The organism is Ruegeria sp. BI7, from assembly GCF_056537925.1.
The window spans coordinates 109,618-133,383 of the sequence record NZ_JBQFSK010000001.1 but is presented as its reverse complement, the minus strand read 5'-3'; the positions used below and the strand labels follow the sequence as shown (position 1 = coordinate 133,383).

26 protein-coding genes are annotated in these 23,766 nt (G+C 57.4%); 12 read left to right on the top strand and 14 right to left on the bottom strand.

The genetic code is table 11. The features are described from left to right. The first annotated feature begins 37 nt into the window (after positions 1–37). The 4 genes from ACR0JB_RS00665 to ACR0JB_RS00650 are packed head-to-tail and all read left to right on the top strand — an operon-like array spanning position 38 to position 4,599. The gene (locus ACR0JB_RS00665; RefSeq protein WP_170347894.1) at positions 38–697 is read left to right on the top strand and encodes an ABC transporter ATP-binding protein; all 660 of its coding nucleotides are present in this window, start codon (positions 38–40) and stop codon (positions 695–697) included. Further along, positions 675–2,249 carry a KpsE/RkpR family capsule polysaccharide export protein gene (locus ACR0JB_RS00660; protein ID WP_170395481.1) on the top strand — a complete coding sequence of 525 codons (1,575 nt, stop codon included), beginning with the start codon at positions 675–677 and terminating at the stop codon, positions 2,247–2,249. The genes ACR0JB_RS00665 and ACR0JB_RS00660 overlap by 23 nt, the downstream gene beginning before the upstream one ends. A 5-nt stretch (positions 2,250–2,254) precedes the next feature. Further along, positions 2,255–3,088, top strand: a complete 834-nt coding sequence (kdsA, locus tag ACR0JB_RS00655) for a 3-deoxy-8-phosphooctulonate synthase (RefSeq protein WP_170360482.1) — start codon at positions 2,255–2,257, stop codon at positions 3,086–3,088. Positions 3,089–3,102: 14 nt separating this feature from the next. Then, complete coding sequence (locus ACR0JB_RS00650) at positions 3,103–4,599, top strand: phosphomannomutase/phosphoglucomutase (protein WP_170395479.1); 1,497 nt, start codon at positions 3,103–3,105, stop codon at positions 4,597–4,599. A 33-nt stretch (positions 4,600–4,632) separates the two neighbouring features. Here the strand turns inward: ACR0JB_RS00650 and ACR0JB_RS00645 are convergent, their stop codons facing one another. After that, positions 4,633–6,591, bottom strand: coding sequence for an AsmA family protein (locus ACR0JB_RS00645; protein ID WP_480789610.1), 1,959 nt, complete (start codon positions 6,589–6,591; stop codon positions 4,633–4,635). 96 nt (positions 6,592–6,687) lie between these two features. Between ACR0JB_RS00645 and rimO the strand changes: the two genes are divergently transcribed. Continuing rightward, positions 6,688–8,076: a 30S ribosomal protein S12 methylthiotransferase RimO gene (gene rimO / locus ACR0JB_RS00640; protein ID WP_226688757.1), complete on the top strand. Its 1,389-nt coding sequence runs from the start codon at positions 6,688–6,690 to the stop codon at positions 8,074–8,076. A 508-nt stretch (positions 8,077–8,584) separates the two neighbouring features. Here the strand turns inward: rimO and ACR0JB_RS00635 are convergent. Beyond that, positions 8,585–8,941, bottom strand: a complete 357-nt coding sequence (locus tag ACR0JB_RS00635) for a diacylglycerol kinase (protein ID WP_170395473.1) — start codon at positions 8,939–8,941, stop codon at positions 8,585–8,587. 131 nt (positions 8,942–9,072) lie between these two features. Next, positions 9,073–9,261: a hypothetical protein gene (locus tag ACR0JB_RS00630; RefSeq protein ID WP_170347886.1), complete on the bottom strand. Its 189-nt coding sequence runs from the start codon at positions 9,259–9,261 to the stop codon at positions 9,073–9,075. A 229-nt stretch (positions 9,262–9,490) separates the two neighbouring features. On the opposite strand from ACR0JB_RS00630, the gene ACR0JB_RS00625 reads away from it, so the two are divergent. Further along, the gene (locus tag ACR0JB_RS00625; protein ID WP_170347885.1) at positions 9,491–9,733 is read left to right on the top strand and encodes a CDGSH iron-sulfur domain-containing protein; all 243 of its coding nucleotides are present in this window, start codon (positions 9,491–9,493) and stop codon (positions 9,731–9,733) included. On the opposite strand, the gene ACR0JB_RS00620 is transcribed toward ACR0JB_RS00625, so the two are convergent. The 4 genes from ACR0JB_RS00620 to ACR0JB_RS00605 all read right to left on the bottom strand — a co-directional run bounded on the left by ACR0JB_RS00620 (position 9,734) and on the right by ACR0JB_RS00605 (position 11,506). Beyond that, the gene (locus tag ACR0JB_RS00620) at positions 9,734–9,994 is read right to left on the bottom strand and encodes a DUF6455 family protein (protein ID WP_170347884.1); all 261 of its coding nucleotides are present in this window, start codon (positions 9,992–9,994) and stop codon (positions 9,734–9,736) included. A gap of 118 nt (positions 9,995–10,112) precedes the next feature. Further along, positions 10,113–10,364, bottom strand: coding sequence for a DUF6455 family protein (locus ACR0JB_RS00615; RefSeq protein ID WP_170347883.1), 252 nt, complete (start codon positions 10,362–10,364; stop codon positions 10,113–10,115). 69 nt (positions 10,365–10,433) lie between these two features. Further along, positions 10,434–10,802, bottom strand: coding sequence for a YigZ family protein (locus ACR0JB_RS00610; RefSeq protein WP_170395471.1), 369 nt, complete (start codon positions 10,800–10,802; stop codon positions 10,434–10,436). Further along, a complete protein-coding gene (locus ACR0JB_RS00605; RefSeq protein ID WP_170504584.1) occupies positions 10,799–11,506 on the bottom strand; it encodes a M48 family metallopeptidase in 708 nt (235 codons plus the stop codon). Before ACR0JB_RS00605 ends, ACR0JB_RS00610 begins: the two co-directional genes overlap by 4 nt. Before the next feature lie 122 nt (positions 11,507–11,628). Between ACR0JB_RS00605 and ACR0JB_RS00600 the strand changes: the two genes are divergently transcribed. Then, positions 11,629–11,877: a hypothetical protein gene (locus ACR0JB_RS00600; protein WP_170347880.1), complete on the top strand. Its 249-nt coding sequence runs from the start codon at positions 11,629–11,631 to the stop codon at positions 11,875–11,877. On the opposite strand, the gene ACR0JB_RS00595 is transcribed toward ACR0JB_RS00600, so the two are convergent. Beyond that, the gene (locus ACR0JB_RS00595; RefSeq protein WP_170395467.1) at positions 11,865–12,140 is read right to left on the bottom strand and encodes a DUF167 domain-containing protein; all 276 of its coding nucleotides are present in this window, start codon (positions 12,138–12,140) and stop codon (positions 11,865–11,867) included. The two genes, ACR0JB_RS00600 and ACR0JB_RS00595, sit on opposite strands and share 13 nt — an antisense overlap. Before the next feature lie 138 nt (positions 12,141–12,278). Between ACR0JB_RS00595 and ACR0JB_RS00590 the strand changes: the two genes are divergently transcribed. Then, positions 12,279–12,857, top strand: coding sequence for a nitroreductase family protein (locus ACR0JB_RS00590; protein ID WP_170347878.1), 579 nt, complete (start codon positions 12,279–12,281; stop codon positions 12,855–12,857). Further along, a complete protein-coding gene (locus tag ACR0JB_RS00585; RefSeq protein ID WP_170395901.1) occupies positions 12,857–13,552 on the top strand; it encodes an EI24 domain-containing protein in 696 nt (231 codons plus the stop codon). The genes ACR0JB_RS00590 and ACR0JB_RS00585 overlap by 1 nt, the downstream gene beginning before the upstream one ends. Before the next feature lie 3 nt (positions 13,553–13,555). Here ACR0JB_RS00585 and ACR0JB_RS00580 read toward each other — a convergent pair whose 3' ends face one another. Beyond that, on the bottom strand, positions 13,556–13,831 hold the full coding sequence (locus ACR0JB_RS00580; protein ID WP_170347877.1) for a DUF1467 family protein: 276 nt from the start codon (positions 13,829–13,831) through the stop codon (positions 13,556–13,558). A 15-nt stretch (positions 13,832–13,846) separates the two neighbouring features. After that, positions 13,847–14,251 (bottom strand): methylmalonyl-CoA epimerase, encoded by a 405-nt coding sequence (mce, locus tag ACR0JB_RS00575; RefSeq protein ID WP_170347876.1) that lies wholly within the window; start codon positions 14,249–14,251, stop codon positions 13,847–13,849. A 134-nt stretch (positions 14,252–14,385) separates the two neighbouring features. On the opposite strand from mce, the gene ACR0JB_RS00570 reads away from it, so the two are divergent. Beyond that, positions 14,386–15,102, top strand: a complete 717-nt coding sequence (locus tag ACR0JB_RS00570; protein ID WP_170395465.1) for a response regulator — start codon at positions 14,386–14,388, stop codon at positions 15,100–15,102. A gap of 220 nt (positions 15,103–15,322) precedes the next feature. On the opposite strand, the gene aspS is transcribed toward ACR0JB_RS00570, so the two are convergent. The 4 genes from aspS to ACR0JB_RS00550 all read right to left on the bottom strand — a co-directional run bounded on the left by aspS (position 15,323) and on the right by ACR0JB_RS00550 (position 19,574). Continuing rightward, complete coding sequence (gene aspS, locus ACR0JB_RS00565; RefSeq protein ID WP_170395463.1) at positions 15,323–17,098, bottom strand: aspartate--tRNA ligase; 1,776 nt, start codon at positions 17,096–17,098, stop codon at positions 15,323–15,325. A gap of 78 nt (positions 17,099–17,176) precedes the next feature. Continuing rightward, positions 17,177–17,848 (bottom strand): CPBP family intramembrane glutamic endopeptidase, encoded by a 672-nt coding sequence (locus ACR0JB_RS00560; protein ID WP_170395461.1) that lies wholly within the window; start codon positions 17,846–17,848, stop codon positions 17,177–17,179. Next, positions 17,845–18,492 carry an aminotransferase class IV family protein gene (locus tag ACR0JB_RS00555; RefSeq protein WP_170395459.1) on the bottom strand — a complete coding sequence of 216 codons (648 nt, stop codon included), beginning with the start codon at positions 18,490–18,492 and terminating at the stop codon, positions 17,845–17,847. Before ACR0JB_RS00555 ends, ACR0JB_RS00560 begins: the two co-directional genes overlap by 4 nt. After that, a complete protein-coding gene (locus ACR0JB_RS00550; RefSeq protein WP_170504578.1) occupies positions 18,447–19,574 on the bottom strand; it encodes an aminodeoxychorismate synthase component I in 1,128 nt (375 codons plus the stop codon). Before ACR0JB_RS00550 ends, ACR0JB_RS00555 begins: the two co-directional genes overlap by 46 nt. Before the next feature lie 176 nt (positions 19,575–19,750). Between ACR0JB_RS00550 and carB the strand changes: the two genes are divergently transcribed. Together carB and ACR0JB_RS00540 are read left to right on the top strand one after the other, a co-directional pair. Further along, complete coding sequence (carB, locus tag ACR0JB_RS00545) at positions 19,751–23,095, top strand: carbamoyl-phosphate synthase large subunit (protein WP_170504575.1); 3,345 nt, start codon at positions 19,751–19,753, stop codon at positions 23,093–23,095. 258 nt (positions 23,096–23,353) lie between these two features. Continuing rightward, positions 23,354–23,764: a VOC family protein gene (locus ACR0JB_RS00540; RefSeq protein ID WP_480644195.1), complete on the top strand. Its 411-nt coding sequence runs from the start codon at positions 23,354–23,356 to the stop codon at positions 23,762–23,764. The last annotated feature ends 2 nt before the right edge of the window (positions 23,765–23,766 follow it).

Genomic DNA, 23,766 nt, shown 5'->3' with positions numbered 1-23,766 from the left:
CGGTGTACCAAACAAACGCCCGAGCAGCAGGCCGTGAATGCTTGAGTTTGAGAATGTCAGTAAGTCCTTTTGGACCGGGACCCGCCGCAAGGTGATCCTGGATCGGGTCTCGTTCCAGATCGAACTGGGCCGGTCGATTGGCATATTGGCCCCAAACGGCACCGGCAAGACGACATTGATCAACATGATGGCCGGGCTGGAAAAACCGGATGAGGGTGTGATCCGCAAATCCTGCCGCATCTCGTTCCCGATGGGGTTTTCCGGCGGTGTGGTCAAAAAGCTTTCGGCCCTGGAAAACGCCCGCTACATCGCCAAAATCTACGGAATGGATCCCGACTATGTCGAGGCGTATTGCAGCTGGCTGTGCAATCTGGGTGAGTATTTCAACCAGCCAATCGGGACCTATTCATCCGGTATGCGGGCTCGCTTTACATTTGCCCTGATGCTGGCGCTGGATTTTGACATGTACCTGATTGATGAGGGCATGCCCTCATCCACGGATGTAGAATTCAACCGAAAAGCAGGTGACATCCTGCGAGAGCGTTTGCGGACAACCACACTGGTGATCGTGTCCCACAATCCCGACGTTCTTGAGAAATTTGCACAGCAGGCGGCCGTTCTATTGGACGGTCAGCTTTACATGTTCGACACCTTGGAAGAGGCACGACAGTTATATGACTACCAAACCCAAGGCTAAAAAATATCGCTGGCGCCGCAATCGTCAGGGCTCGGGTTCCGCAGACGCACGGGCCGACGCGATTTCGCGCATCAGAAAAGCGACGCAACCGTCTGAGGCGGCAAATAACCCGTCTCCCTCGACCGATATTGAGGCGATCAAGCGCGAAGGGCTAACCGGTCGCCAACTGCGTGTGGCGCGTCGTCTGGCCCAGAAAAACGGGCTTGCTGCAACGTCGGATTACGACGCGGTGCGGCTATTGCGTAAAAAGGGCATCGATCCGTTCGAACGTGCCAACTTACTGGATTTGGCAGCCGAAAAAACAGGTTCGAATGATCAAGCAAAGGACAAGATCAAGATCCAGTTGCCGCAGACGATTTCGGACTCTTCCCAAGGCCTTACCGGTCCGGAGCTAACGCCAGCCGAGCGGCGAAATCTTGAAATCGGTGAAATTCAAAAGGACATCGCACGCCGCCGCAAACGCAAGCTGTTTGCGCTGTTTGCGCGTCTGGCAGCCTTTGTACTGCTGCCGACGCTGATTGTGGGCACCTATTTCTATCGGTACGCAACACCGATGTACGCCAGCGATTCCGCCTTTTCAATCTTGCAGGCAGACGGCGGCGGGGCGTCCTTTGGTGGGTTTCTTGCAGGTACTCAATTCGCCACTGCACAAGATTCCGTTGCCACGCAGGAATTTTTGGAATCCAAAGACGCGCTGGTGCGACTTGAGAACGACACCAATTTTTCCGAAATCTTCAAGCAGGATTGGATCGATCCGATTCAACGCCTGCCGCAGGATGCATCTCTTGAGGATACCTATAAGCTTTACAAGCGGATGATTACCATTGGGTACGACCCCAGCGACGGTATCATCCGGATGGAAGTTGCGGCACCAAGCCCCGAGATTTCAGTCGAACTTTCCAATCTTCTACTGTCCTATGCCGAGGAAACCATCAACGGTCTGACCGAATTGAAACGCGAAGACCAAATGCGCGATGCCCGGGCCGGTTTTGAATTGGCTCAGAACGAACGTCGAAAAGCTCAGGAGGAACTGATCGAGCTGCAGCTTCAGGGGGCGGTTTTGGACCCAGAAAACGTCCTCCTTGGCCTGCGCGAACGGATCAACGTAATCGAAATCGAGTTGCAGGAAAAAGAACTGCAGCTGGCCGCACTTTTGGACAACTTGCGCCCGAACCAAGCCAAAGTGGATGGTGTCCGTGCGGACATTCAACGACTTGAAGTTGCCCTGGCAGAACTGAACGCCGAAATGCTGGACGCGTCAGCAGGCGAAAACTCGCTGGCGCGTTTAAGCGTGCGAATTCAGATGGCCCAGGCCGACCTTGTGGCTCGTGATTTGATGCTGCAAACCGCAATGGAACAGATGGAAACCACACGGACCGAAGCCAACCGCAAAGTGCGTTATCTGACGGTTTCAGTGAACCCGGTCGCCAGTGAGGAACCCAGCTATCCGCGCAAGTTTGAAAATACGATTTTGGCTTTCCTATTGTTTGCTGGTATCTACCTGATGATCTCGCTTACCGCGTCGGTCCTTCGTGAACAGGTATCCTCGTAAGACACATGAAACATGTAAAAATCTCCGATCTCACGGTCGGTAATGATCTGCCTCTGACGATCATTGCCGGCCCCTGCCAACTTGAAACCGCCGATCACGCCCAGATGATCGCAGGCAAAATGAAAGAGGCCTGCGACGCCGCCGGTGCTCAGTATGTGTTTAAAGGCTCGTTCGACAAGGCTAACCGCACCTCTGTAAACGCAGCTCCTGCACTGGGCCTCGACAAAGGTTTAGCGGTGCTGCAATCGGTAAAGGACAGCATTGGCGTGCCAGTCACCACGGATGTACATGAGAAAGAACAATGCGCGTCCGTTGCCGAGGTGTGTGACATCCTGCAAATCCCCGCTTTCCTTTGCCGTCAAACCGCCCTTCTTAAATCCGCAGGCGCAACAGGCGCGGTGGTCAACGTCAAAAAAGGCCAGTTCCTGGCCCCTTGGGACATGCAGAACGTCGCGGCCAAGATCGAAAGCACCGACAATCACAACATCATGCTGACGGAACGTGGTGTCAGCTTTGGCTACAACCGCCTCGTGGTGGACATGCAATCTCTGCCGGAAATGGCTCGCACCGGGTACCCGGTGATAATGGACGCCACCCACACTGTGGCTCAGCCCGGTGGATTGGGTGGTGCATCCGGTGGTCAGCGCGAATTTGCGCCCGTTATGGCACGCTCGGCTGTTGCCGTTGGTGTAGCCGGTGTATTCATGGAAACACACCAAGATCCGGACAACGCCCCCTGTGATGGCCCCAACATGATCTATCTGGATCAAATGCCTCAATTGATTGACACATTGATGCGCTTTGATGCATTGGCCAAAGCCAACCCGATTCAGATTTAAGCAAGAGCGATAGTATGACCAAACCCATCCCCGAGGTGACTCCGAACACCTGGAGTTTTCTGCGCGACCCGATGATCAAACCCACCGGGTTTCGCGAATATGACGCCCGTTGGAAATACCCCGAAGAGATCAATCTGCCGGGCATGACGGCGCTGGGGCTGGGTTTGGGCACTCAGATGCGCAAGCGTGGAATCGCGCCTGTGATCGCGGTCGGCAACGACTATCGCGACTATTCGCTGGCAATCAAGAATGCGTTGATCCTGGGCCTGATGCAGGCTGGAATTCAGGTCAAGGATATCGGCCCGGCACTAAGCCCTATGGCCTATTTCGCCCAGTTCCATCTGGATGTCCCTGCCGTGGCCATGGTCACCGCCAGCCACAACCCGAACGGCTGGACCGGCGTGAAGATGGGCTTTGAACGCCCGTTAACTCACGGCCCGGACGAGATGTCGGAATTGCGCGACATCGTTCTGAATGGACAAGGCGTCCCCCACGAAGGGGGCTCGTACGAATTCGTCGACGGCGTGAAAGAGGCTTATATCGACGACCTGGTTGGTGACTTCAAAATGTCCCGGCCGCTGAAAGTTGTCTGTGCGACGGGTAATGGTACAGCGTCAGCCTTTGCGCCCGAGATTTTCGAACGGATGGGGGTCGAGGTCGTGCCCAGCCACAACCGGCTAGACTACACCTTCCCCAACTACAACCCTAATCCCGAAGCCATGGAGATGTTGCACGACATGGCCAACACCGTGAAATCCAGCGGCGCCGACATGGCGCTGGGATTTGACGGTGACGGAGATCGCTGCGGTGTTGTCGATGACGAGGGTGAAGAGATTTTCGCCGATAAGGTCGGCGTGATCATGGCCCGCGATCTGGCCAAGCTGTACCCCAACGCGACCTTTGTGGCGGACGTCAAATCAACCGGGCTGTTTGCCAGCGACCCCGAGTTGCAGGCCCACGGCGCCAAAGCCGATTACTGGAAAACCGGCCATAGCCACATGAAGCGCCGGGTTAAAGAAATCAATGCTCTGGCAGGGTTCGAGAAATCGGGCCACTACTTCCTGGCAGAGCCGATCGGGCGCGGCTATGACTGCGGCATGCGGGTCGCGGTCGAGATCTGCAAACTGATGGATCGCAACCCGGACAAAAGCATGTCGGACCTGCGCAAGGCGTTGCCAAAAACCTGGGCGACACCGACCATGTCACCCTATGCCGCCGATACCGAGAAATACGACATTCTCAAACGGTTGGTGGACAAACTGGTTGCCAAGGCCGATGCGGGTGAAACCCTGGCAGGCCGCGCGATCAAAGAGGTCGTCACCGTCAATGGCGCCCGCGTCATTCTGGACAATGGCAGCTGGGGGCTGGTGCGGGCGTCCTCGAACACGCCAAACCTGGTTGTGGTCTGCGAAAGCAGCGAAAGCGAAGAAGAAATGCGCGCTATATTTGCCGATATCGACGCCGTCATCCGGACTGAGCCCGGCGTTGGCGATTACGACCAAACCATCTAATTTGGGATCGGGGCGCCTAAGGCGCCCCGCCTTTTAATTTCCACCCAACAGTTTGAACAAGCCTTTCTTGGCCTCTTCTTCCAGCTTATTTTTCAAAGCATCCTCAACACTTTCACTGTCAGTCACTGCTGTGCCCAATTCATCGCCCACTTTGTCCAGAACCTTTTGCTTGGCGTCGTCCTCAAGGTCTTTTAGCTGACCTTCGGCGGCGGCCTCGATCACTTTGGACAAATCGGGTTTAATCGAAGGGTCGCTCCACGGCCCGACAATCCGCACTGGCACCGACAGACCCTGCCCCGAGTTGGCCCGCAGCGCGGTTGGGGTAAACAGATAGTCGATCCTACGCGCGCCGATATTGACCTTGCCCGTCCCATCTGCACGGAAATTGTCCAGTGACATCAGCAGGTCGTTATTGGTCAGCACACCCTGATCAATGGTAAAACTGGCTGTCAGGCTGTTGAACACGGTTGTCCCACCCGAACCTTTGCCGCGCCCCATCAGGCGATCCAGATCAAAACCCGAAATCACGCCCTGCCCCACATTCAGATTGCCCGTGCCACTGAGGGATCGCATGATCTGGTCTTCGGTCTGCCCGACGCCTAGAAATTCAAACTCACCCGTTCCTGTACCCGTAAAACGCTCAATCCCCGCGAGGGTGGACAGGGCTTGTTGAACGTTCATGTGTTTCGCCTTCAGCTTACCGCCGACTGACAGGCCATTGCGGTTGTTGGCCACCACCTGCCCGTTCACCTGACCCGAGAACAAAGTGGCCGGGTTCATCTGCAACACAGCACGGGACCGGTCGAGTATCAGCGTCAGGTCGCTGGCTCCCAGTTCTATGTCGGGCAGGACAATGGACGAGGCTGTCAGGCGTATTTCCCCATTGGCCAGCGACAGGGCCGAGGCATCAATCGGGGCCTTGGACCACCCACTGTCGGGCGAGGACGCCGTTCCCGACCCACCCCCGCTCGATGCCGGCGCGTCATTGAAACGTGACAGGTCAATATCCCCACTCTTGAGCCGCGCGGTGATTTTCGGCGGATCCGAAATCTCGATATCCGTTTCTCCGGTAAAGCGGTTGTGGTCCAACTGCGCCACCATGTTGCGCAGTGAGATACGGCCCTCGCTGGTATAGGTCATCTGTCCAGACACATCGGCCTTGCGGCCCAATCCCAGCGGCACCCCGACACCCGCCTGTCCAAAAGCGGCCAGCATTTCCTCGGTGTTCCTGGTTTTGACCGCAAGCGCGCCGTCCATTTCTCCAGCAAGGTTGACGCGGCCATCGAACCCAACCTCGCCGCCCGGCGCGGTCAGAGCCAATTTCAAAGGTGCGACAGCCCCGGACGCATAGGTCGGCAGGTCCGGTATTTCGAGGTCAACTTTCACGTGGCCGCCTGGCACTGCCATCCGCGCCTCCATGACCATGGGTGAGGTTGGCCCCGGCCAACTGGCCGACAGATCAACGTTTGAGAAGTTGAATTTCGTTGCGCCATTTTCGATGTAAACCAACTGTGCATTGGTCAGTTCCAGACGGTCCAGCGTCACGGCACCTTGCGGCGATGCAGGTGACGCGCCGGTATTGCTTCCGGTCGTCGCCTGCGAGGCAACCGGAGTGCTTAATTCCCAATTGCCGCGTCCATCGGATAACTCGAGCCTCAAAACCGGATTATCCGCGACAACCCGCCTTATCCGTAAATCTCCGTTCAGCAGCGCCGAAGCATCCACGCCGACGGCAAGGCTTTCGGCGCTGAGCATCGGTTCGGACCCAGCCCAGGGTGCGTTGCCAAACGTGACAGGGCCGGTCTCCATCCCCAGAACGGGCCAGAACGACAGGTTCACATCCCCCGACAATGTCAGGTCGCGCCCCGTTTCGCTTTTGACTTGTTCCGCCAGAATCGCCGCCAACTTATCCCCCGGCATCAGCAATAAGGCGCCGATGACCAACCCGATTGCGGCCGCGAATAAGAAGAGTATGCGCACCAGCCACTTCATTTTTCTGCTCTCCGCTTATTTGGCATGCGTTGAAAAGATCATCCAAAGCCCAGCCCGTATTTGCAAGAGGAAGCGTTCCCCACTATATGCCGCGCCATGAGCACGAACCCACCAAACCTCCGCCCTGACCTGGCGCCCGCCGCCCGGATGCCTGATACGCCACGTACCAACCAACCAACCATTGGTATGGTGTCGCTGGGCTGCCCCAAGGCCTTGGTCGATAGCGAGCGGATTTTGACCCGTCTTCGTGCAGAAGGGTACGGCATTTCGCCAGATTATTCCGGGGCCGATGCCGTAATCGTGAACACTTGCGGGTTCCTTGACAGCGCCAAGGCTGAGTCTCTGGACGCCATTGGTGAGGCTTTGGTGGAAAACGGCAAGGTCATTGTGACCGGCTGCCTGGGGGCCGAACCCGACTATATCCGTGAACACCACCCGCGCATTATGGCCGTGACCGGGCCGCATCAATACGAACAGGTGCTGGATGCGGTGCATTCAGCAGTTCCCCCCGATCCTGATCCATTCGTTGATCTACTGCCCGCCGCCAGCGTGCAGTTGACCCCGCGCCACTACAGCTACCTCAAGATATCCGAGGGCTGTAACCACAAGTGCAAATTTTGCATCATCCCAGACATGCGCGGGAAACTGGCCAGTCGTCCCGCCCACGCCATATTGCGTGAGGCCGAAAAGCTGGTCGACAATGGCGTGCGCGAATTGCTGGTGATCTCGCAGGATACCTCGGCCTATGGGCTGGACCGGAAATACGATGTGAACCCGTGGAAGGACCGTGAGGTGCGCAGCCACATTACCGATCTGGCGCGTGAGCTGGGGCAGCTGGATGCCTGGGTTCGTCTACACTATGTCTACCCCTACCCGCATGTGCGCGAGCTGATCCCCCTGATGGCCGATGCCGGGTGCAACATCCTGCCCTATCTAGACATTCCGTTCCAACATGCCCACCCGGACGTTCTGAAACGCATGGCCCGCCCGGCGGCAGCGGCGAAAACACTGGACGAGATCGCAGCATGGCGCGCGACCTGCCCCGATATCACCCTGCGCTCGACCTTTATCGTCGGCTATCCCGGCGAGACCGAGGCTGAGTTCCAGACGCTTTTGGACTGGATGGATGAGGCGCAATTGGATCGCGTGGGATGCTTCCAATACGAAAACGTGGATGGCGCACGCTCGAACGATCTGCCCGACCATGTTCCGGCCGAGATCAAACAAGAGCGCTGGGAGCGGTTCATGGAGAAGGCACAGGCGATCTCCGAGGCAAAGCTGGCCGCAAAGGTCGGCCAGACCATCGAGGTGATCGTGGACGAGGTCGATGGCGAAGCCGCCACTTGCCGCACCAAATCCGACGCGCCCGAGATCGATGGGAATCTGTTTATCGACGAAGGGTTTGAAACCCTCAACCCTGGCGACATTGTCTCGGTCGAGGTCGATGAGGCTGGCGAATATGACCTTTGGGGCAAGCTGACCTGATCCGGTCACCCCTGCTGGGCAAAGCGTGAGGCAAGTTTATTGGTGTTTTGCGCCAGACTCGTGGATTATGACGGGACATACCGCCTTATAGGAAGGAAGTTCCAATGTCCTGCCTACGCCCCTTTGGCCTGAAATGCATAACGGTTATACTTGCTGCCCAACTTTATGCCGTTCCCGCTGTTGCGGACAACGTCCGCGCGGGCGGTTTCATAATTATTGGGTCCGAACCGCTGAGCCTGCACCTGCGCAGCAAACACCATGTGCAGCGATACTATGGCGCACCTAAAGTTTATCATCGGTCCAGCAAACACAAACATCAAACCAAGCCGAAAGTGTACCACCACAAGAGCAAACCCAAGGTTCATTACGTCAAACCGGTCAAACGACACCACCGGTCAAGGCAAGCGTTCAGCAACAAACATGCCTCGCCTTATTACCTTCCACGGAGTTACGGAATTCAAAACCGGGGATATCGCTATGGTACAAAACGGCGGTGGTATTGATGGCTTCAGAACAGGCTTAGAAGCCCGATGACCCAAGCCAATCCCGCCGCCAAAGCCGTTAACGCAACAGCAGCACTGGCGGCGTCCTTGGCCTGCCCCGCCAGTTTATTGTGATCGGTCGAGGTGTGATCGACAGCGCGCTCAATCGCGGTATTGAACAGCTCGGCCACCAAAACAAGCAGGCCAAAAATCAGGATCAGGGCGCGTACCCCTTCACCGAGCGGCAACCAAACGGCCAAAGCAGCCGAGACCAGATTTGCCCAAACCCAGGCGCGGAACGAATACTCTTCACGCCAGGTTGCGACCAGCCCTTGCCAGCTCCAACGCGTTCGATCCTTGAGATGTGTAAGAAGGTTTCTCATCAGCCTTCAACTTTTCGGTGTACGGAACTGAAGCCGCATTGATTTATGGAGGGCAAGAAAAAACCGCCCCGAGGGCGGTTTTTTGTCGAGAATGTGCGGGCAGCCTTAAAATCGGGCCACCCGCGGAATAGTTATTGTGCGACCGGATTACAGACGGTCTGGCCTGCTTCTGTCGTGGCCAGCTCAGTTCCTGCCGGGCAGCTAGGTGTGCCGAATTTGTCGTACTCAGGCGTGATATAAACCGGCGCCGGTTCTTCCTGCTGCGAGCAAGCAGCCAAAACAAGGGCAAATGCACCAACGGCAGCAAATTTGAGTTTCATGTCCGTCATTCCTCTATTAATTTCCTGATATTGCCCAAGAATCCGGGGCCGGTCTCACAATACGACTTGAATGGCATATTTGCAACGAATTCGATCACGCGATCGTGAAGAAAGGCGAAACAACGCCGGTAACCCCCTCAGAAACAGCGGATTTATGAGCATAGGCTACCGATTTTCGCGTATCGCTCTACACTGGTAGAGTGACATCAGCAAAAGACGGAGTAGCCACATGTCTGACAGCCCCACCATCGCGCAAAAAGGTCCCTTCCCGGTCGAAGTGATCGAAGGGAAAAGCTATTTCTGGTGTGCATGCGGCCGATCCAAGCGGCAGCCGTTTTGCGATGGATCGCACAAAGACACCGGGTTCGAACCGGTAAAGTACACGGCGGACAGCAGCAAAAAAGTCTTTTTCTGTGGCTGCAAACACAGCGGGAATCCTCCGCTGTGTGACGGGTCGCATTCCAAACTGTAATCAGGTCTTCAACGCGTTCAACAGATCAGCGTTGGCACAGAATTCGGGTGCAGTGTGGGCCTCGGATTGTTGTTCAGACAACCAGATGGCACATTGGTTACTGCACTGCGATGCCCGGCAGCGTGTTACCAGTTCGGCATAGCGATCCGGTGTCAGCCGTTTCTCTGCCATGGCTTCGGTCAACGAGATTTTCATACATCGCGCCACCGAACGGGTTAGCCAAAAGTGTTTTTCGACATCCCCCAAAGAATTTCGCGCCATCAGTTTTCCTGCTTTGATCATGTTTTCAACACAGCAAACCGGTGTTGGTTTCTGCTAGTCTGTAGGTCACCTATCGCGTCAGGTGACCACTCTAATGCGGCATGAAACCTTCCTGTCGTTAAGGTTGCAGTTTTCGGAGCATTTCCTGATTGCGGCAGTATTCCGGCGTTTGGCCCGCCTGCGCGGGCTGCTGTAGGAAGCTCTGGCAATGATTGGGATTTGCACAGCCCGTACACCTCAGAACAGCATCGGAAAGCTGATCGATCGAAACATCACCTTCAATCGCGGATTCCTGCAGATCCACACCAAGTTTCGTAGCCATCTGATCCACAAGACCTGCATGGAATTTCAAGACTTCTTGATCGGGCATGAGAGGTCCTTTCCTGCCATCTGTCCGCAGCAGGATATCTCAGCCCGGTGCTTGGGCCTTTGACTCACATCAAGGCCCGACGCCGATATGATCCAGATACGCTCGGGTCGCGTCCTGCACGCGCCTAAATCGATCCCCACCCAGCTTTTTTCCGCCGTACCAGCGGGTGACGATGACCACATGACTGTCCAGCCCGGCCCGTTCAAGCATCCTTAGAATCACCATGCCCGCACCGCTTTCCCCGTCATCGGCCTTCAACGCCCCGGTCGGCAAAATGGCCGCCCAGGTGTTGTGCGTGGCTTTGGCATAAGCCTTGTCTGACTTGAGCTCTTGCAAGACTTCATCAACATCGGCCCGCGTGCCAACGGCTGCGCCTGTTACCGCGTATTTCGACCCCCGGTCCGTCAGGATCACGCCCAGCCGTGTCAAAGCGGTCATTGCGTCAAACCCAATTGTCTTGCGGTTTCAAGAACGATCTGAACTCGGTCGGTATTTGGGGGGTGCGTTCCCAGAAACTGATCCCCCGGATCGGGAAGGCGATCAAAATATTTGGCGCCAATTAAAGGGTTGTATCCCGCGTTATGGGTGATGATCGTGCCCAGTTGGTCCGCCTCAAGCTCGAACGCTTTCACGTTCACCTGCACACCCAATTCGGCCCCCAATTTCTGCGTGCGTTCAAGGTCTTTGCCTTCCTCGCCATGCAGCTTACCCAATTCGCTGAAGATCGCGGCACTTTCCTGGGCGTTTTTCGACTGCCGGGCGATGTGTCCCAATACATGATGCGCCGCCTCGTGCCCCATGACAAACGCCAGTTCATCAGGGTTCTTCGCAGATTGGATCATCGAACGCGTGAATATGATTACCGGCTGATTGTCATCATCCAGAGTCTGAAAGGCATTTGCCGGTGCGCGCGGGTTCAGGTCGACCAATATCGTGAAATCGCAATTTTCGACCTTGGCCTGGCGCAGACATTCGGCGCGGGCTTCGTCGCCGACCTGACGGCTAATTTCCCGAAACGCGGCGGCGTCGACCTGAAATTCACTCGAATCCAGCGACCATTCATTTGCCGGTTGAACACGCAGAACACCAGCACTGCAGGCCGTCAGCACCAGAGGAAACAGCAAATAGATCAGACGGCGCATTTATATTCCTTTGAAACGGTGGTCCCGTTTGAAAAACCATAGCGCGACACCTGGGGGACCGCCACCGTCGGATTGCACGGGAACGGGTTGCATTGCCGCCTTGCTCCCTGCACTCTGCCTATATGTTTTCGATTGAGCATGAATTCGACTCGACAGTCATTACTCTGGTGGACGAAGGCCCCAAACCTTTGCAAGAGGATGTCGTCATCAACAGCTTCGCCGAATGTGTGACGCTTGAGCAGCTGGACCCACGCACAGACAAGATCCAGAAAATAACCTTGTCGCCCGAGCAGGTCCGCGATCTGGCCGCTGCGCTGGATTTGCCGGAAGGGGTGTATCAAATCCACGAAAGACCCAGTCAAGGCGCATAGACAAACAGCTTGTCCCGCGCAGTCTGCCCTTGTTTTAGGGTCAGCGTCGAAGGGGCCACCTGCATGGCCGTGGCCAGTATCCGGCGCACAGCTTCGTTGGCTTTGCCGTTTTCGGGCGGCACAGTGACCGTAATGCGGATTACGCCCTTGTCCATCGTGATGCTGTCCTTTGCGGCTTTCGGCGTGACCCGAACCGGAACCGCCATGCCAGGGACGGCATGGGCGCTTAGGTCGGGTATGTCGCGCAGTTTCGGCCTGGCCATCTTTTCACCTCTTGCCTGTAAACACCCTTGCATGGGGCACCGGGGAATGAAAATGATCCGGCCTATCCAGCTGATTGCACTTGAAACGCGCCAGATACTCAACCAGATACAGACTGCCCATGTAAAGGAAGTTAACATATGTCCTTGAAAAACCCGGCTGCCCTGGAATTTCTGCAATCGCGCCGGTCCCGCCCTGCCAAAACGCTGATTGCTCCGGCCCCGACGCGGGATGAGCTGTTGCCGCTTTTGACCGCCGCCGCCCGCAGCCCCGATCACGGCAAGCTGGAGCCGTGGCGCTTTATCGTTCTTGAGAAAGGCGCAATGCCGCGCCTATCCGGGTTGACGCACGAGCGGGGCGTTGCCCTGGGCAAGACGCCCGAGGACATCGCAAAAGCGCAAAGCCAGTTTGACATGGGCCATCTGGCCGTTGCCGTGGTCGAGGTGCAGAAACCATCCGAAAAAATCCCGGCGATTGAACAGACCTATTCGGCTGGTGCTGTCTGTCTGGCCTTACTGAACGCGGCGCTTGCAGCGGGTTGGGGGGCGAACTGGTTGTCCGGCTGGCAAACCCATGATCCAGAATTCTGCCGTCAAGCCTTTGGCTTGCAAGACAATGAGCGCATCGTTGGCCTGATCCACATTGCTACCGAAGGCACGGCCCCGCCAGAACGCCCTCGCCCGGATGTGGCAGCGCTGACCGAATGGGTCGAGGAATGATGATCCTCAACGCGTTTTTTGCGGCGCTTGGTCAGATCGGAGACTCCAAGTTCCGTGCCGTTCTTTTGCGTGGCGTTGGTCTGACAATCGTGTTGTTGATCGCGGCCTGCGCCGGTGCAATCTGGCTGATCAACAGACTGTCTGGGGATGAGATTTCGCTGCCCTGGATCGGCGCAGTCCCGTGGCTGAACGATGTTCTGAATTATTCCGGCATCTTTGTGGTGCTGATTCTGCCGGTGTTTCTGATGATGCCAGTCGCCTCGGCGATTACGTCTTTGTTTCTGGAAGAGGTCGCGCAGGCGGTCGAGGATAAACACTATCCCACCTTGCCCGCCGTTCCAGGCATCCCGTTCAACGAAGGGTTAAGGGATGCGGTTAACTTCATGGGCGTGCTGGTTGTTGCCAACCTGCTGGCGCTGATCCTCTATGCGATGTTCCCACCACTGGCGCCGTTTATTTTCTGGGCAATGAACGGGTTTCTGCTGGGTCGGGAGTATTTCACGCTGGCCGCGATGCGACGTATCGGGCGGGACGGTGCGCGCAAGCTGCGCGCCAAACACTCCGCCACCATTTGGCTGGCCGGCACCTTGATGGCCATTCCCCTCTCGGTGCCGCTGGTGAATCTGGTGATCCCAATCCTCGGGGTTGCCACTTTCACCCATATCTATCACAAGCTGTCAGGTCTCTCGACCTGACGCTCAGTTCCGCGGTTCCAGTTGGTTCAGCCAGTCGAAATCGCGCACCGAGATCACACCAGAGATGATAATCCCGGCAATAACAGCCCAGAGCACCACCGAAATCCCGGTGGTGATCCACATCTTTTTCTTCATGTGATGCACTTCCGGCGCGCCCGCATGGGTGCCTGGAACGATATCACCCAGATCGCCCTGCGTTTTGATACGGATGGGCAACACAACCAACAGCGTCATGAACCAGATGACGGCAAACAATACCAGTGCAGCAGTGATCGTCATGACAGCCTCGCTTGATTAAACCTGTTCTAGTTCGACCAGACAGCCGTTAAAGTCCTTGGGGTGCAAGAACAGTACCGGCTTGCCATGCGCGCCGATCTTCGGCTCGCCCGATCCCAGAACGCGGGCACCGGTTTCCTTTAGGTGATCACGGGCAGCGATGATGTCTTCGACCTCATAGCAAACATGGTGGATTCCGCCTGCCGGGTTCTTTTCCAGAAAGCCGTTGATCGGGCTGTTTTCACCCAGCGGGTACAGCAATTCGATCTTGGTGTTGGGCAGTTCGATGAACACAACGGTAACGCCATGATCGGGCTCATCCTGCGGCGCACCGACCTTGGCGCCCAGTGCATTGCTATATTGCGCGGACGCGGCCTCAAGATCGGGTACGGCAATGGCGACGTGGTTCAGACGACCAATCATTGAACTCTCCTGTGTTCTGCGTTGCCGCGGTTATGGGGGCAGTTTGGCCAAAGAACAAGTGCGCCAAATTGCCGTTAACCCTGTGTTAGCCAGAAGTTCCTAGCTTAGGGCATCTGCTGATTAGGAGTTCTGCCATGGACGATTCGAGCCCCTTCGCCTCACCCGCGCAGCCGACGGCCACGCGGCCTCTGCTGGGTCAAACCATTCTGGTTGTCGAAGACAGCCGCTTTGCCTGTGACGCGATCCGGCTGATGTGCCTGCATAGCGGTGCGCGTATCCGGCGGGCGGATTGCCTGACCTCGGCTAGGCGCCACCTGCAGATCTATCGCCCTTCTGTCATTCTGGTGGATATCGGCTTGCCAGATGGGTCCGGTGCCGACCTGATTGCCGAATTGGCCGAAGCAACCCCACGTATCGGCGCTATTCTGGGCATGTCCGGCGACGATCACAGTCAGGAGGCTGCGTTGCAAGCAGGTGCCGATGGGTTTTTGAACAAACCCCTGAAATCACTTTCTCATTTTCAGCAGTTCATTCTGGAAAACCTGCCCCAGGATCGTCGACCCAACAACCTGCACGCCATTCGGGATGAGGTTATCCACCCGGACCCGATGGCCTATCAAGACGACATGGCCCATATCGCAGATGTACTGGCCGGGCCGAACGATCATCGCACTTTGGATTATGCGGCCCAATTCCTGATCGGCGTTGCCCGGGATGCCGAGGATACGGTTCTGGCGGATGCCGCGCAGAAACTGGCCGAAACGCGCGCAGGCGGAGGACCAGTTACGGCGCTGGCCGCAACGGTCGCCGGCATCGTTCAGGCGCGACTGGAACAGCGCGAGGCGATCTGAATTGATAACGGCGTATTTTCTGACATCCACGATCCTGACGATCTGGGCCTATTCTCAGACCCGTGCAACAGCCCGGAACATCCGTGTTGCACGCAGATCAAAATCCTGTCCGTTGACCGACACTGAAGCAACACAGCAGTTACCGCAGAATATTAACCACAGGCTTGTGGCACCTGATCCAAAGGAAAAACCCGCCGCAGGGGCTGCGGCGGGTGATTGATCAATCCTGTGGGATGATCCGCAATCCCAATTCCATCAACTGATCCGAGGTCGGATCGGATGGCGCGTCCATCATCAGGTCTTCGGCGCGCTGGTTCATCGGGAACATCATGACTTCGCGGATGTTGGCCTCATCAGCCAATAGCATCACGATCCGGTCGATCCCCGCAGCACAACCACCGTGCGGCGGAGCGCCATAGTGGAAGGCGTTGAACAGCGCACCAAAGCGGCTTTTCACCTCATCCTCGCCATAGCCTGCCAGTTCAAAGGCTTTCAGCATGATCTCAGGCTTGTGGTTCCGGATCGCACCCGAGACCAGCTCATACCCGTTGCACGCCAGATCGTACTGATAGCCGCGCACGTCCAGAGGATTACCTTGCAGGGCCGCCATACCACCTTGCGGCATCGAGAATGGGTTGTGTTCAAAGTCGATGGTGCCGGATTCTTCGTCCTGTTCGTAGATCGGGAAATCTACGATCCAGGCAAAGGCAAAGCGGTCTTTCTCGGTCAGACCCAACTCCTCACCGATCACATCGCGCGCCTTACCCGCCACCTTTTCAAAGGCTTTCGGCTTGCCGCCCAGGAAGAACGCGGCGTCACCAACACCCAGACCCAGCTGTTGACGGATTGCCTCGGTCCGCTCGGGGCCGATGTTCTTGGCCAACGGACCTGCGGCCTCCATGCCTTCGCCCTGATCGCGCCAGAAGATATAGCCCATACCGGGCAGACCCTCTTTCTGGGCAAAAGCGTTCATGCGGTCACAGAACTTGCGGCTGCCACCCGTCGGCGCAGGAATGGCGCGGATTTCGGTGCCTTCCTGCTCCAACAGCTTCGCGAATATCGCGAAGCCAGAATCGCGGAAGTGGTCGGAGACCACTTGCATTTTAATAGGATTGCGCAGGTCCGGCTTGTCGCTGCCATACCAAAGTGCCGCGTCCTTGTAGGAGATTTGCGGCCACTCCTGATCAACCTTGCGACCACCACCGAACTCCTCGAACACACCGGTCAGAACGGGCTGGATCGTGTCGAACACGTCCTGCTGTTCAACAAACGACATCTCAAGGTCAAGCTGATAGAAATCGGTGGGTGAGCGGTCGGCGCGTGGGTCTTCATCGCGGAAACACGGCGCGATCTGGAAGTATTTGTCAAAGCCCGACACCATGATCAGCTGCTTGAACTGCTGCGGCGCCTGCGGCAACGCATAGAACTTGCCCGGATGCAGACGCGAAGGCACCAAGAAGTCACGCGCGCCTTCCGGCGACGACGCAGTGATGATCGGCGTCTGATATTCGCGGAACCCCTGATCCCACATGCGACGGCGCATGGACGCCACAACGTCCGAGCGCAGCATCATGTTCTGCTGCATCGCCTCGCGGCGCAGGTCCAGATAACGATAGCGCAGGCGGGTTTCTTCGGGGTATTCCTGATCGCCGAACACCATCAACGGCAGCTCATCAGCGGCGCCCAGCACTTCCAATTCGCGCACGTAAATTTCGATCTCGCCGGTGGGCAGTTTCGGGTTTACCAGCTCAGCGTCGCGCGCTTTGACAGTGCCGTCGATGCGGATACACCATTCGGACCGAACCTTTTCCAGCTCGGCAAAGGCGGCGCTGTCACCGTCACAAAGAACCTGTGTCACTCCGAAATGATCACGCAGGTCGATGAACAGCACGCCACCGTGATCTCGGACACGATGCACCCAACCGGACAGGCGGACGGTTTCACCGACATTGGCGGCGGTCAGAGCGGCGCAGGTGTGGCTGCGGTAGGCGTGCATGAAAATATCCCTTCGGGCGCAGAATTCGTCGCGCCGATACACCCTGTCAGGCATGGAAAGTCAAGGCAGGTCGCGCCGTCAAAACGGCCTTTGCACGTTGCCCGAGTAGAAATAGATACCCAGACCGGCGGCAAAGATGATGTTTCCCGCGATCGCGTGCAATAAGACCGCGTAGAAAAACGATCCGCGTTTGCGATAGGCCCAGGTGAACAGCAACCCTCCGGCAAAGGTCATAACGGCGACGATCCAGCTCCAATACATCAGATGTGCCAGTGAAAACAGCGCAGCGTTAAGCAGATAGGCCGCGCGTCCGTTTGGCAAGATCTCGTGATAGCGGCGGAAGAACAGGGACCGGAACAAAAGCTCTTGCGGCAGGGCCGACAGCAATGGGTAACCAATCCAAATCACCAGAAGGAATTCGGGTCGATTTCGCAGTAGGAAAAACGCCGCCTCGGGTCGCATTGCCATCACAACCACGGCGCAAAAGATCGTCATGGCTAAGGTAAACAAAGCAACCTCGCGCCAGGACCAGTTGCGCCAGTTGTACCGTAGTTCAGCCCAGGCAAAGCCGGGTGTAATGTGCAGCAACACAATCCCGATGACCGTGAAGGTGAATAATGACGGGAACATCCAGTTGGGTGGAAAGAACACCGCGATCAGCACCGGCGCAGCGATAAAAAACAATCCAAATTCCAGCCGCAATCGCAGATACGGCACCCCGCTGTCCGCCCAATCGGTTTGTTTGCTCACTGTATTGCCAACTCCGCCCGGATCAGGCCACGCAACGAATTTCCCATATAGAGTTTTTCTGCGTTTTTCAGGTCGGTCAAGGTCAGGGTGGCTTCGGTAACCTCTTTATTACTCAGTAATTCTTCGCGCAGAATGCCGGGTAGAACGCCGCTGGACAACGCAGGCGTTAGGCGACGGCCATCCGGCATATGCAGAAACAGATTGGTGATGGTGCCTTCGCACAACTCGTCGCGTTCGTTTAGAAACAGGACCTCGTTTATGCCATGAGGCAAAGTCGCCCGAGTGGTGTCGTATATGGCACGCTGTGTTGTTTTGTGCTGCAACCAGATGTCAGACGCGATCAGGCGCGGTTCGGCAATGGCGCACCGCCAGATCGTCGGATTATCGGCCAATGCTCCGGTCGTTATATCCAGCTGACCACCTGCGGTCAGCGTCAGTCGACACCTAAGCGGTGATGAGCCACCCACGCCGTTCAACAGATCAATGGCGCGGTCCGCGTCAAAGGAAATCCCAAAGGCTTGGGCGGATCGGGCCATCCGAGCCAAATGCCGATCACGTCGCACGAACCCCTGTTCTGGCCGAAAGGCCAGCGTTTCGATTATGCGGAAGTCAGGATCAGCTGGTGGGCAAAGCGGGCTTTCCATAGCGCTTCCTCGTATTCCGATGGGGCTGTGCTGTCCCAGACCAAGCCGCCGCCCACGTTCAGAGTGGCTTTTCCATCCTCAACCATTAGCGTGCGGATCGCCACGTTGAACTCGGACCGGCCGTCCGGCGCGGCCCAACCGATGGCGCCGCAATAAATGTCACGGGGCCAGGGTTCCAAATCGGCCAAAATCTCCATCGCACGGATCTTGGGCGCACCGGTGATTGAACCACAGGGGAACAGCGCCATCAGGATATCGGACAGCTCGGCCCCCAAATGCAGCTGCGCCTGCACCAACGAGACCATCTGATGCACAGTCGCATAAGTTTCGACTTTGAACAGCTCGGGCACTTTGACCGATCCGGGCAGCGCAACACGGCTAAGGTCATTTCGTAGAAGATCGACGATCATCAGGTTTTCGGCCCGATTCTTTTCGTCAATCGACAGAAAGGCCCGGCGTCGCGCGTCCTCGGCCATATCATCGCTGCGAGGTTGCGTGCCTTTCATCGGGCGGGTTTCAATCCCTCGATCCGCATCGGTACGAAAGAACAACTCGGGCGAGCGGCTCAGCAGATCAGGCAAGCCGTCCTGCTGTACCAGCGCGCCGTGACCCACCGCTTGCCCGGAAGCCAGTGCGGCATATAGCGCGGTGCTGTCGCCCTGGGTGGTCAGGTCGATAGGAAAGGTCAGGTTGGCCTGGTAGATATCCCCGGCCCCGATGGCGTCATGAACCTGTTGAAAGGCGCGCGTATACCGTGCCTCATCCCAGCGGGGCTCAAATCCGGTGACGCCACCAGCTGCCGAGGGAAGATCGCGTTGCACTGGGGCCTCATAAACGCCAAAGCACAGCAAAGGCAGACGGCGATCCGCGGGCAGTCGGTCAGCCAAGCGCGGCTCAAGCACATAGCCCAGCTCATAACTGGCATAACCGGCTAGCCACGCACCGTCGGCGCGCGCCTCATCCAGCGCCACCAGGGCCTGGGGCACGTCGTCCGGCTTGTCCGCACGGATCACACTGGCTGGCCGGTCGAAACTTGTTCCGGGTCCGGCTGGCCCCTGATCGAAACGAATACGCAATTGCATCCTCATTTGTCGTGCTGCGCGGTATAGAGAATACGACGGCAAGGGAAAGAGGGGAAAGCGGCAATTTCGTCACCGTTTCCGATACCCCTTGAACCTTTTCGCGCGGTCCCTATAACGCAGGACAATTTGGGCGCATGGGGGCGCCCTGACTCGCAGTTAACCGAAGGAACCAGGCCATGCCCAGAAGAACCGACATCCAGTCGATCATGATCATCGGAGCGGGGCCCATCGTCATCGGTCAGGCCTGCGAATTTGACTATTCCGGCGCACAGGCCTGTAAGGCGCTGCGCGAAGAGGGATACCGGGTCATCCTGGTGAACTCAAACCCGGCCACCATCATGACCGACCCCGGTCTGGCTGACGCCACTTATATCGAACCGATCACCCCCGAGGTTGTCGCCAAGATCATCGAGAAAGAACGCCCCGACGCCTTGCTGCCCACCATGGGCGGGCAGACCGGGCTTAACACCTCGCTGGCGCTGGAAGAGATGGGTGTGCTTGAAAAGTTCGGGGTCGAGATGATCGGCGCCAAACGCGACGCCATCGAAATGGCCGAAGACCGCGCCCTGTTTCGCGAGGCGATGGACCGGCTGGGGCTGGAAAACCCCAAAGCAACCATCGTGACCGCTCCCAAGCGCGACGACGGTTCCACCGATCTGGACGCCGGTGTGCAGATGGCGCTGGATGAGCTGGAAGAAATCGGCCTGCCCGCCATTATCCGCCCTGCCTTTACCCTGGGCGGCACCGGTGGCGGCGTGGCCTATAACCGTGAGGATTATATCCATTTTTGCCGCTCGGGCATGGATGCCTCGCCCGTCAACCAGATCCTCGTCGATGAAAGCCTGCTGGGTTGGAAAGAGTATGAGATGGAGGTGGTGCGCGACACCGCCGACAACGCCATCATCGTCTGCTCCATCGAAAACGTCGATCCGATGGGCGTGCATACCGGCGACTCGATCACCGTGGCCCCTGCTCTGACGCTGACCGACAAGGAATACCAGATCATGCGCAACGGTTCGATCGCCGTTCTGCGCGAAATCGGGGTCGAAACCGGCGGTTCGAACGTACAATGGGCGATCAACCCCGATGATGGCCGCATGGTTGTGATCGAGATGAACCCACGTGTGTCGCGCTCCTCGGCGCTGGCGTCCAAGGCGACCGGTTTCCCGATTGCGAAGATCGCCGCAAAACTTGCCGTGGGTTACACGCTGGACGAGTTGGACAACGACATCACCAAGGTCACCCCGGCCTCGTTTGAGCCGACCATCGACTATGTCGTCACCAAGATCCCGAAATTCGCCTTTGAAAAGTTCCCAGGCTCCGAGCCTTACCTGACTACCGCCATGAAGTCGGTGGGAGAGGCCATGTCCATCGGCCGCACGATCCACGAATCGATGCAAAAGGCGCTGGCCTCGATGGAATCGGGTCTGACCGGCTTTGATGAGATCGAAATCCCCGGGCTTAACGTCGGTGTCTGGGAAGAAGCCAGCGACAAAGCTGCCGTCATCAAGGCGATCAGCAAACAGACCCCCGACCGTCTGCGCACCATCGCGCAGGCCATGCGTCACGGTTTGACCGATGACGAAATCTTTGGCGTCACCAAATTTGACCCATGGTTCCTGGCCCGTATTCGCGAGATCATCGAGGCTGAGCGCGTTGTCCGCAAAGATGGCCTGCCGGTGACCGAAGACGGTATCCGCAAGCTGAAAATGCTGGGCTTTACCGATGCTCGTCTGGGCAATCTGACCGGCCGGGATGAGGACAACGTCCGCCGCGCCCGCCGTAATCTGGGCGTCAACGCCGTGTTCAAGCGCATCGACACCTGCGCCGCCGAGTTCGAAGCACAGACGCCTTATATGTATTCAACCTACGAAGCGCCCATGATGGGCGAGGTCGAATGCGAAGCGCGCCCGTCTGACCGCAAAAAGGTTGTCATCCTTGGCGGTGGACCGAACCGGATCGGTCAGGGCATCGAGTTCGATTATTGCTGCTGCCACGCCTGTTTCGCACTAACCGAAGCGGGATATGAAACCATCATGGTCAACTGCAACCCCGAGACGGTCTCGACCGACTATGACACCTCGGACCGGCTGTATTTTGAACCGCTGACATTCGAACACGTCATGGAAATCCTGACGAAAGAGCAGGAAAACGGCACGCTGCACGGTGTGATCGTTCAGTTCGGCGGCCAAACCCCGCTGAAACTGGCCAACGCGCTTGAGGCTGAAGGTATCCCGATCCTCGGCACCACGCCGGATGCGATTGACCTTGCCGAAGACCGTGAACGCTTTCAGGCGCTGGTCAATAATCTGGGCCTGAAACAACCCAAGAACGGCATCGCCTCGACCGATGAACAGGCGCTGGAGATTGCCGACGAGATTGGCTTCCCACTGGTCATCCGCCCCTCTTACGTTCTGGGTGGCCGCGCGATGGAAATCGTGCGCGATATGGAGCAGCTGAAACGCTATATCAACGAGGCTGTGGTGGTCTCGGGCGACAGCCCGGTTCTGCTGGACAGTTATTTGGCCGGTGCGGTTGAGCTGGACGTGGATGCCATTTGCGACGGTGAGGCCGTACATGTCGCTGGCATCATGCAGCATATCGAAGAGGCTGGCGTTCACTCGGGTGACTCGGCTTGTTCGCTGCCGCCCTATTCGCTGTCGAAAGAAATCCTGGATCAGATCAAGGATCAGGCGTTCAAGTTAGCCAAAGCTCTGAATGTCGTCGGCCTGATGAATGTGCAGTTCGCCATCAAGGATGGCGAGATTTATCTGATCGAGGTCAACCCGCGCGCCTCGCGGACCGTACCGTTTGTCGCAAAGGCGACCGACAGTGCCATCGCATCGATTGCCGCGCGTGTCATGGCTGGTGAGAAGCTGGCGAACTTCCCGCAGCGCCCGCCTTATCAGGACGGTCAGGACACCAAGATCGCAGACCAGATGACACTGGCTGATCCGGACATGCCGTGGTTTTCGGTGAAAGAGGCGGTGCTGCCATTTGCTCGTTTCCCCGGCGTCGACACCATTTTGGGTCCGGAAATGCGCTCGACCGGTGAGGTCATGGGCTGGGACCGCGACTTCCACCGCGCTTTCCTAAAGGCACAGATGGGTGCTGGTATGGTACTACCGTCCTCGGGTCGTGCGTTTATCTCGATCAAGGATGCCGACAAGACCCCCGCGATGCTTGAGGCCGCGCAGGTTCTGACCGGGCAAGGTTTTTCTCTGGTGGCCACACGCGGCACCCAGTCCTGGCTGGCTGAACAGGGTGTAGCCTGTGATGTGGTCAACAAGGTCTATGAAGGCCGCCCTGACGTGGCTGACATGCTGAAAGACGGTCAGGTGCAATTGTTGATGAACACCACCGAAGGCGCACAGGCGGTCGAGGACAGCAAGTCCATCCGTTCAATCGCGCTCTATGACAAGATCCCCTATTTCACCACCGCGGCCGCCAGCCATGCTGCCGCGCTGGCGATCAAGGCACAGGCCGAAGGCGATGTTGAGGTGAAGTCGCTGCAGGGCTAACTCGCCTGGGGTGAAACCCGCGCATTTTGAACCAAACACACCGCGCCCGTTGACCCCGTGTCTTCGGGCGCGCATCTTTTTTGCAAACGAGCAGAAGGAAAACAAAATGCGCAGGTTTATGGTTCTCGCCGCTTTGATGACGCTTGCCGCGTGTGATGTGCCGCTGATCCCACTGATCTGACGCGAACCGCAGCGCCGTTTTCGCTTTCCCTGTGTTGTCGCGGGCAGCATGATGCTGTTCTGACAACCGGTGAAACCATGCGCCTTTACACCACATACGGAACCAATGACTTGTCCCGGGCCATCCGATTCTATGACGCGATCTTTTCTGTACTGGATCAGCCGCGCCTTCCGGGGTGGTCAAAGGATCGCGCGGGCTGGGGAAACCATCCCGATGCCGGGACAGGGTTTTGGGTCTGTACGCCATTTGATGGTGGGGCGGCCAGCGTGGGCAATGGAACGATGATTGCCATTCCGGCCCGCAGCGCAGCTCAGGTCCGGCGTTTTCACGTGGCAGGTCTGGAATTTGGGGGCACGGACGCAGGTGCGCCGGGCATTCGGGACTATTACGCGCCTGATTTCTATGTCGCCTATCTGCGCGACCCGGACGGAAACAAGCTATCCTGTTTTTACTATCAATATGATCCGGAAAAGGACCCGGGCGACTGAAA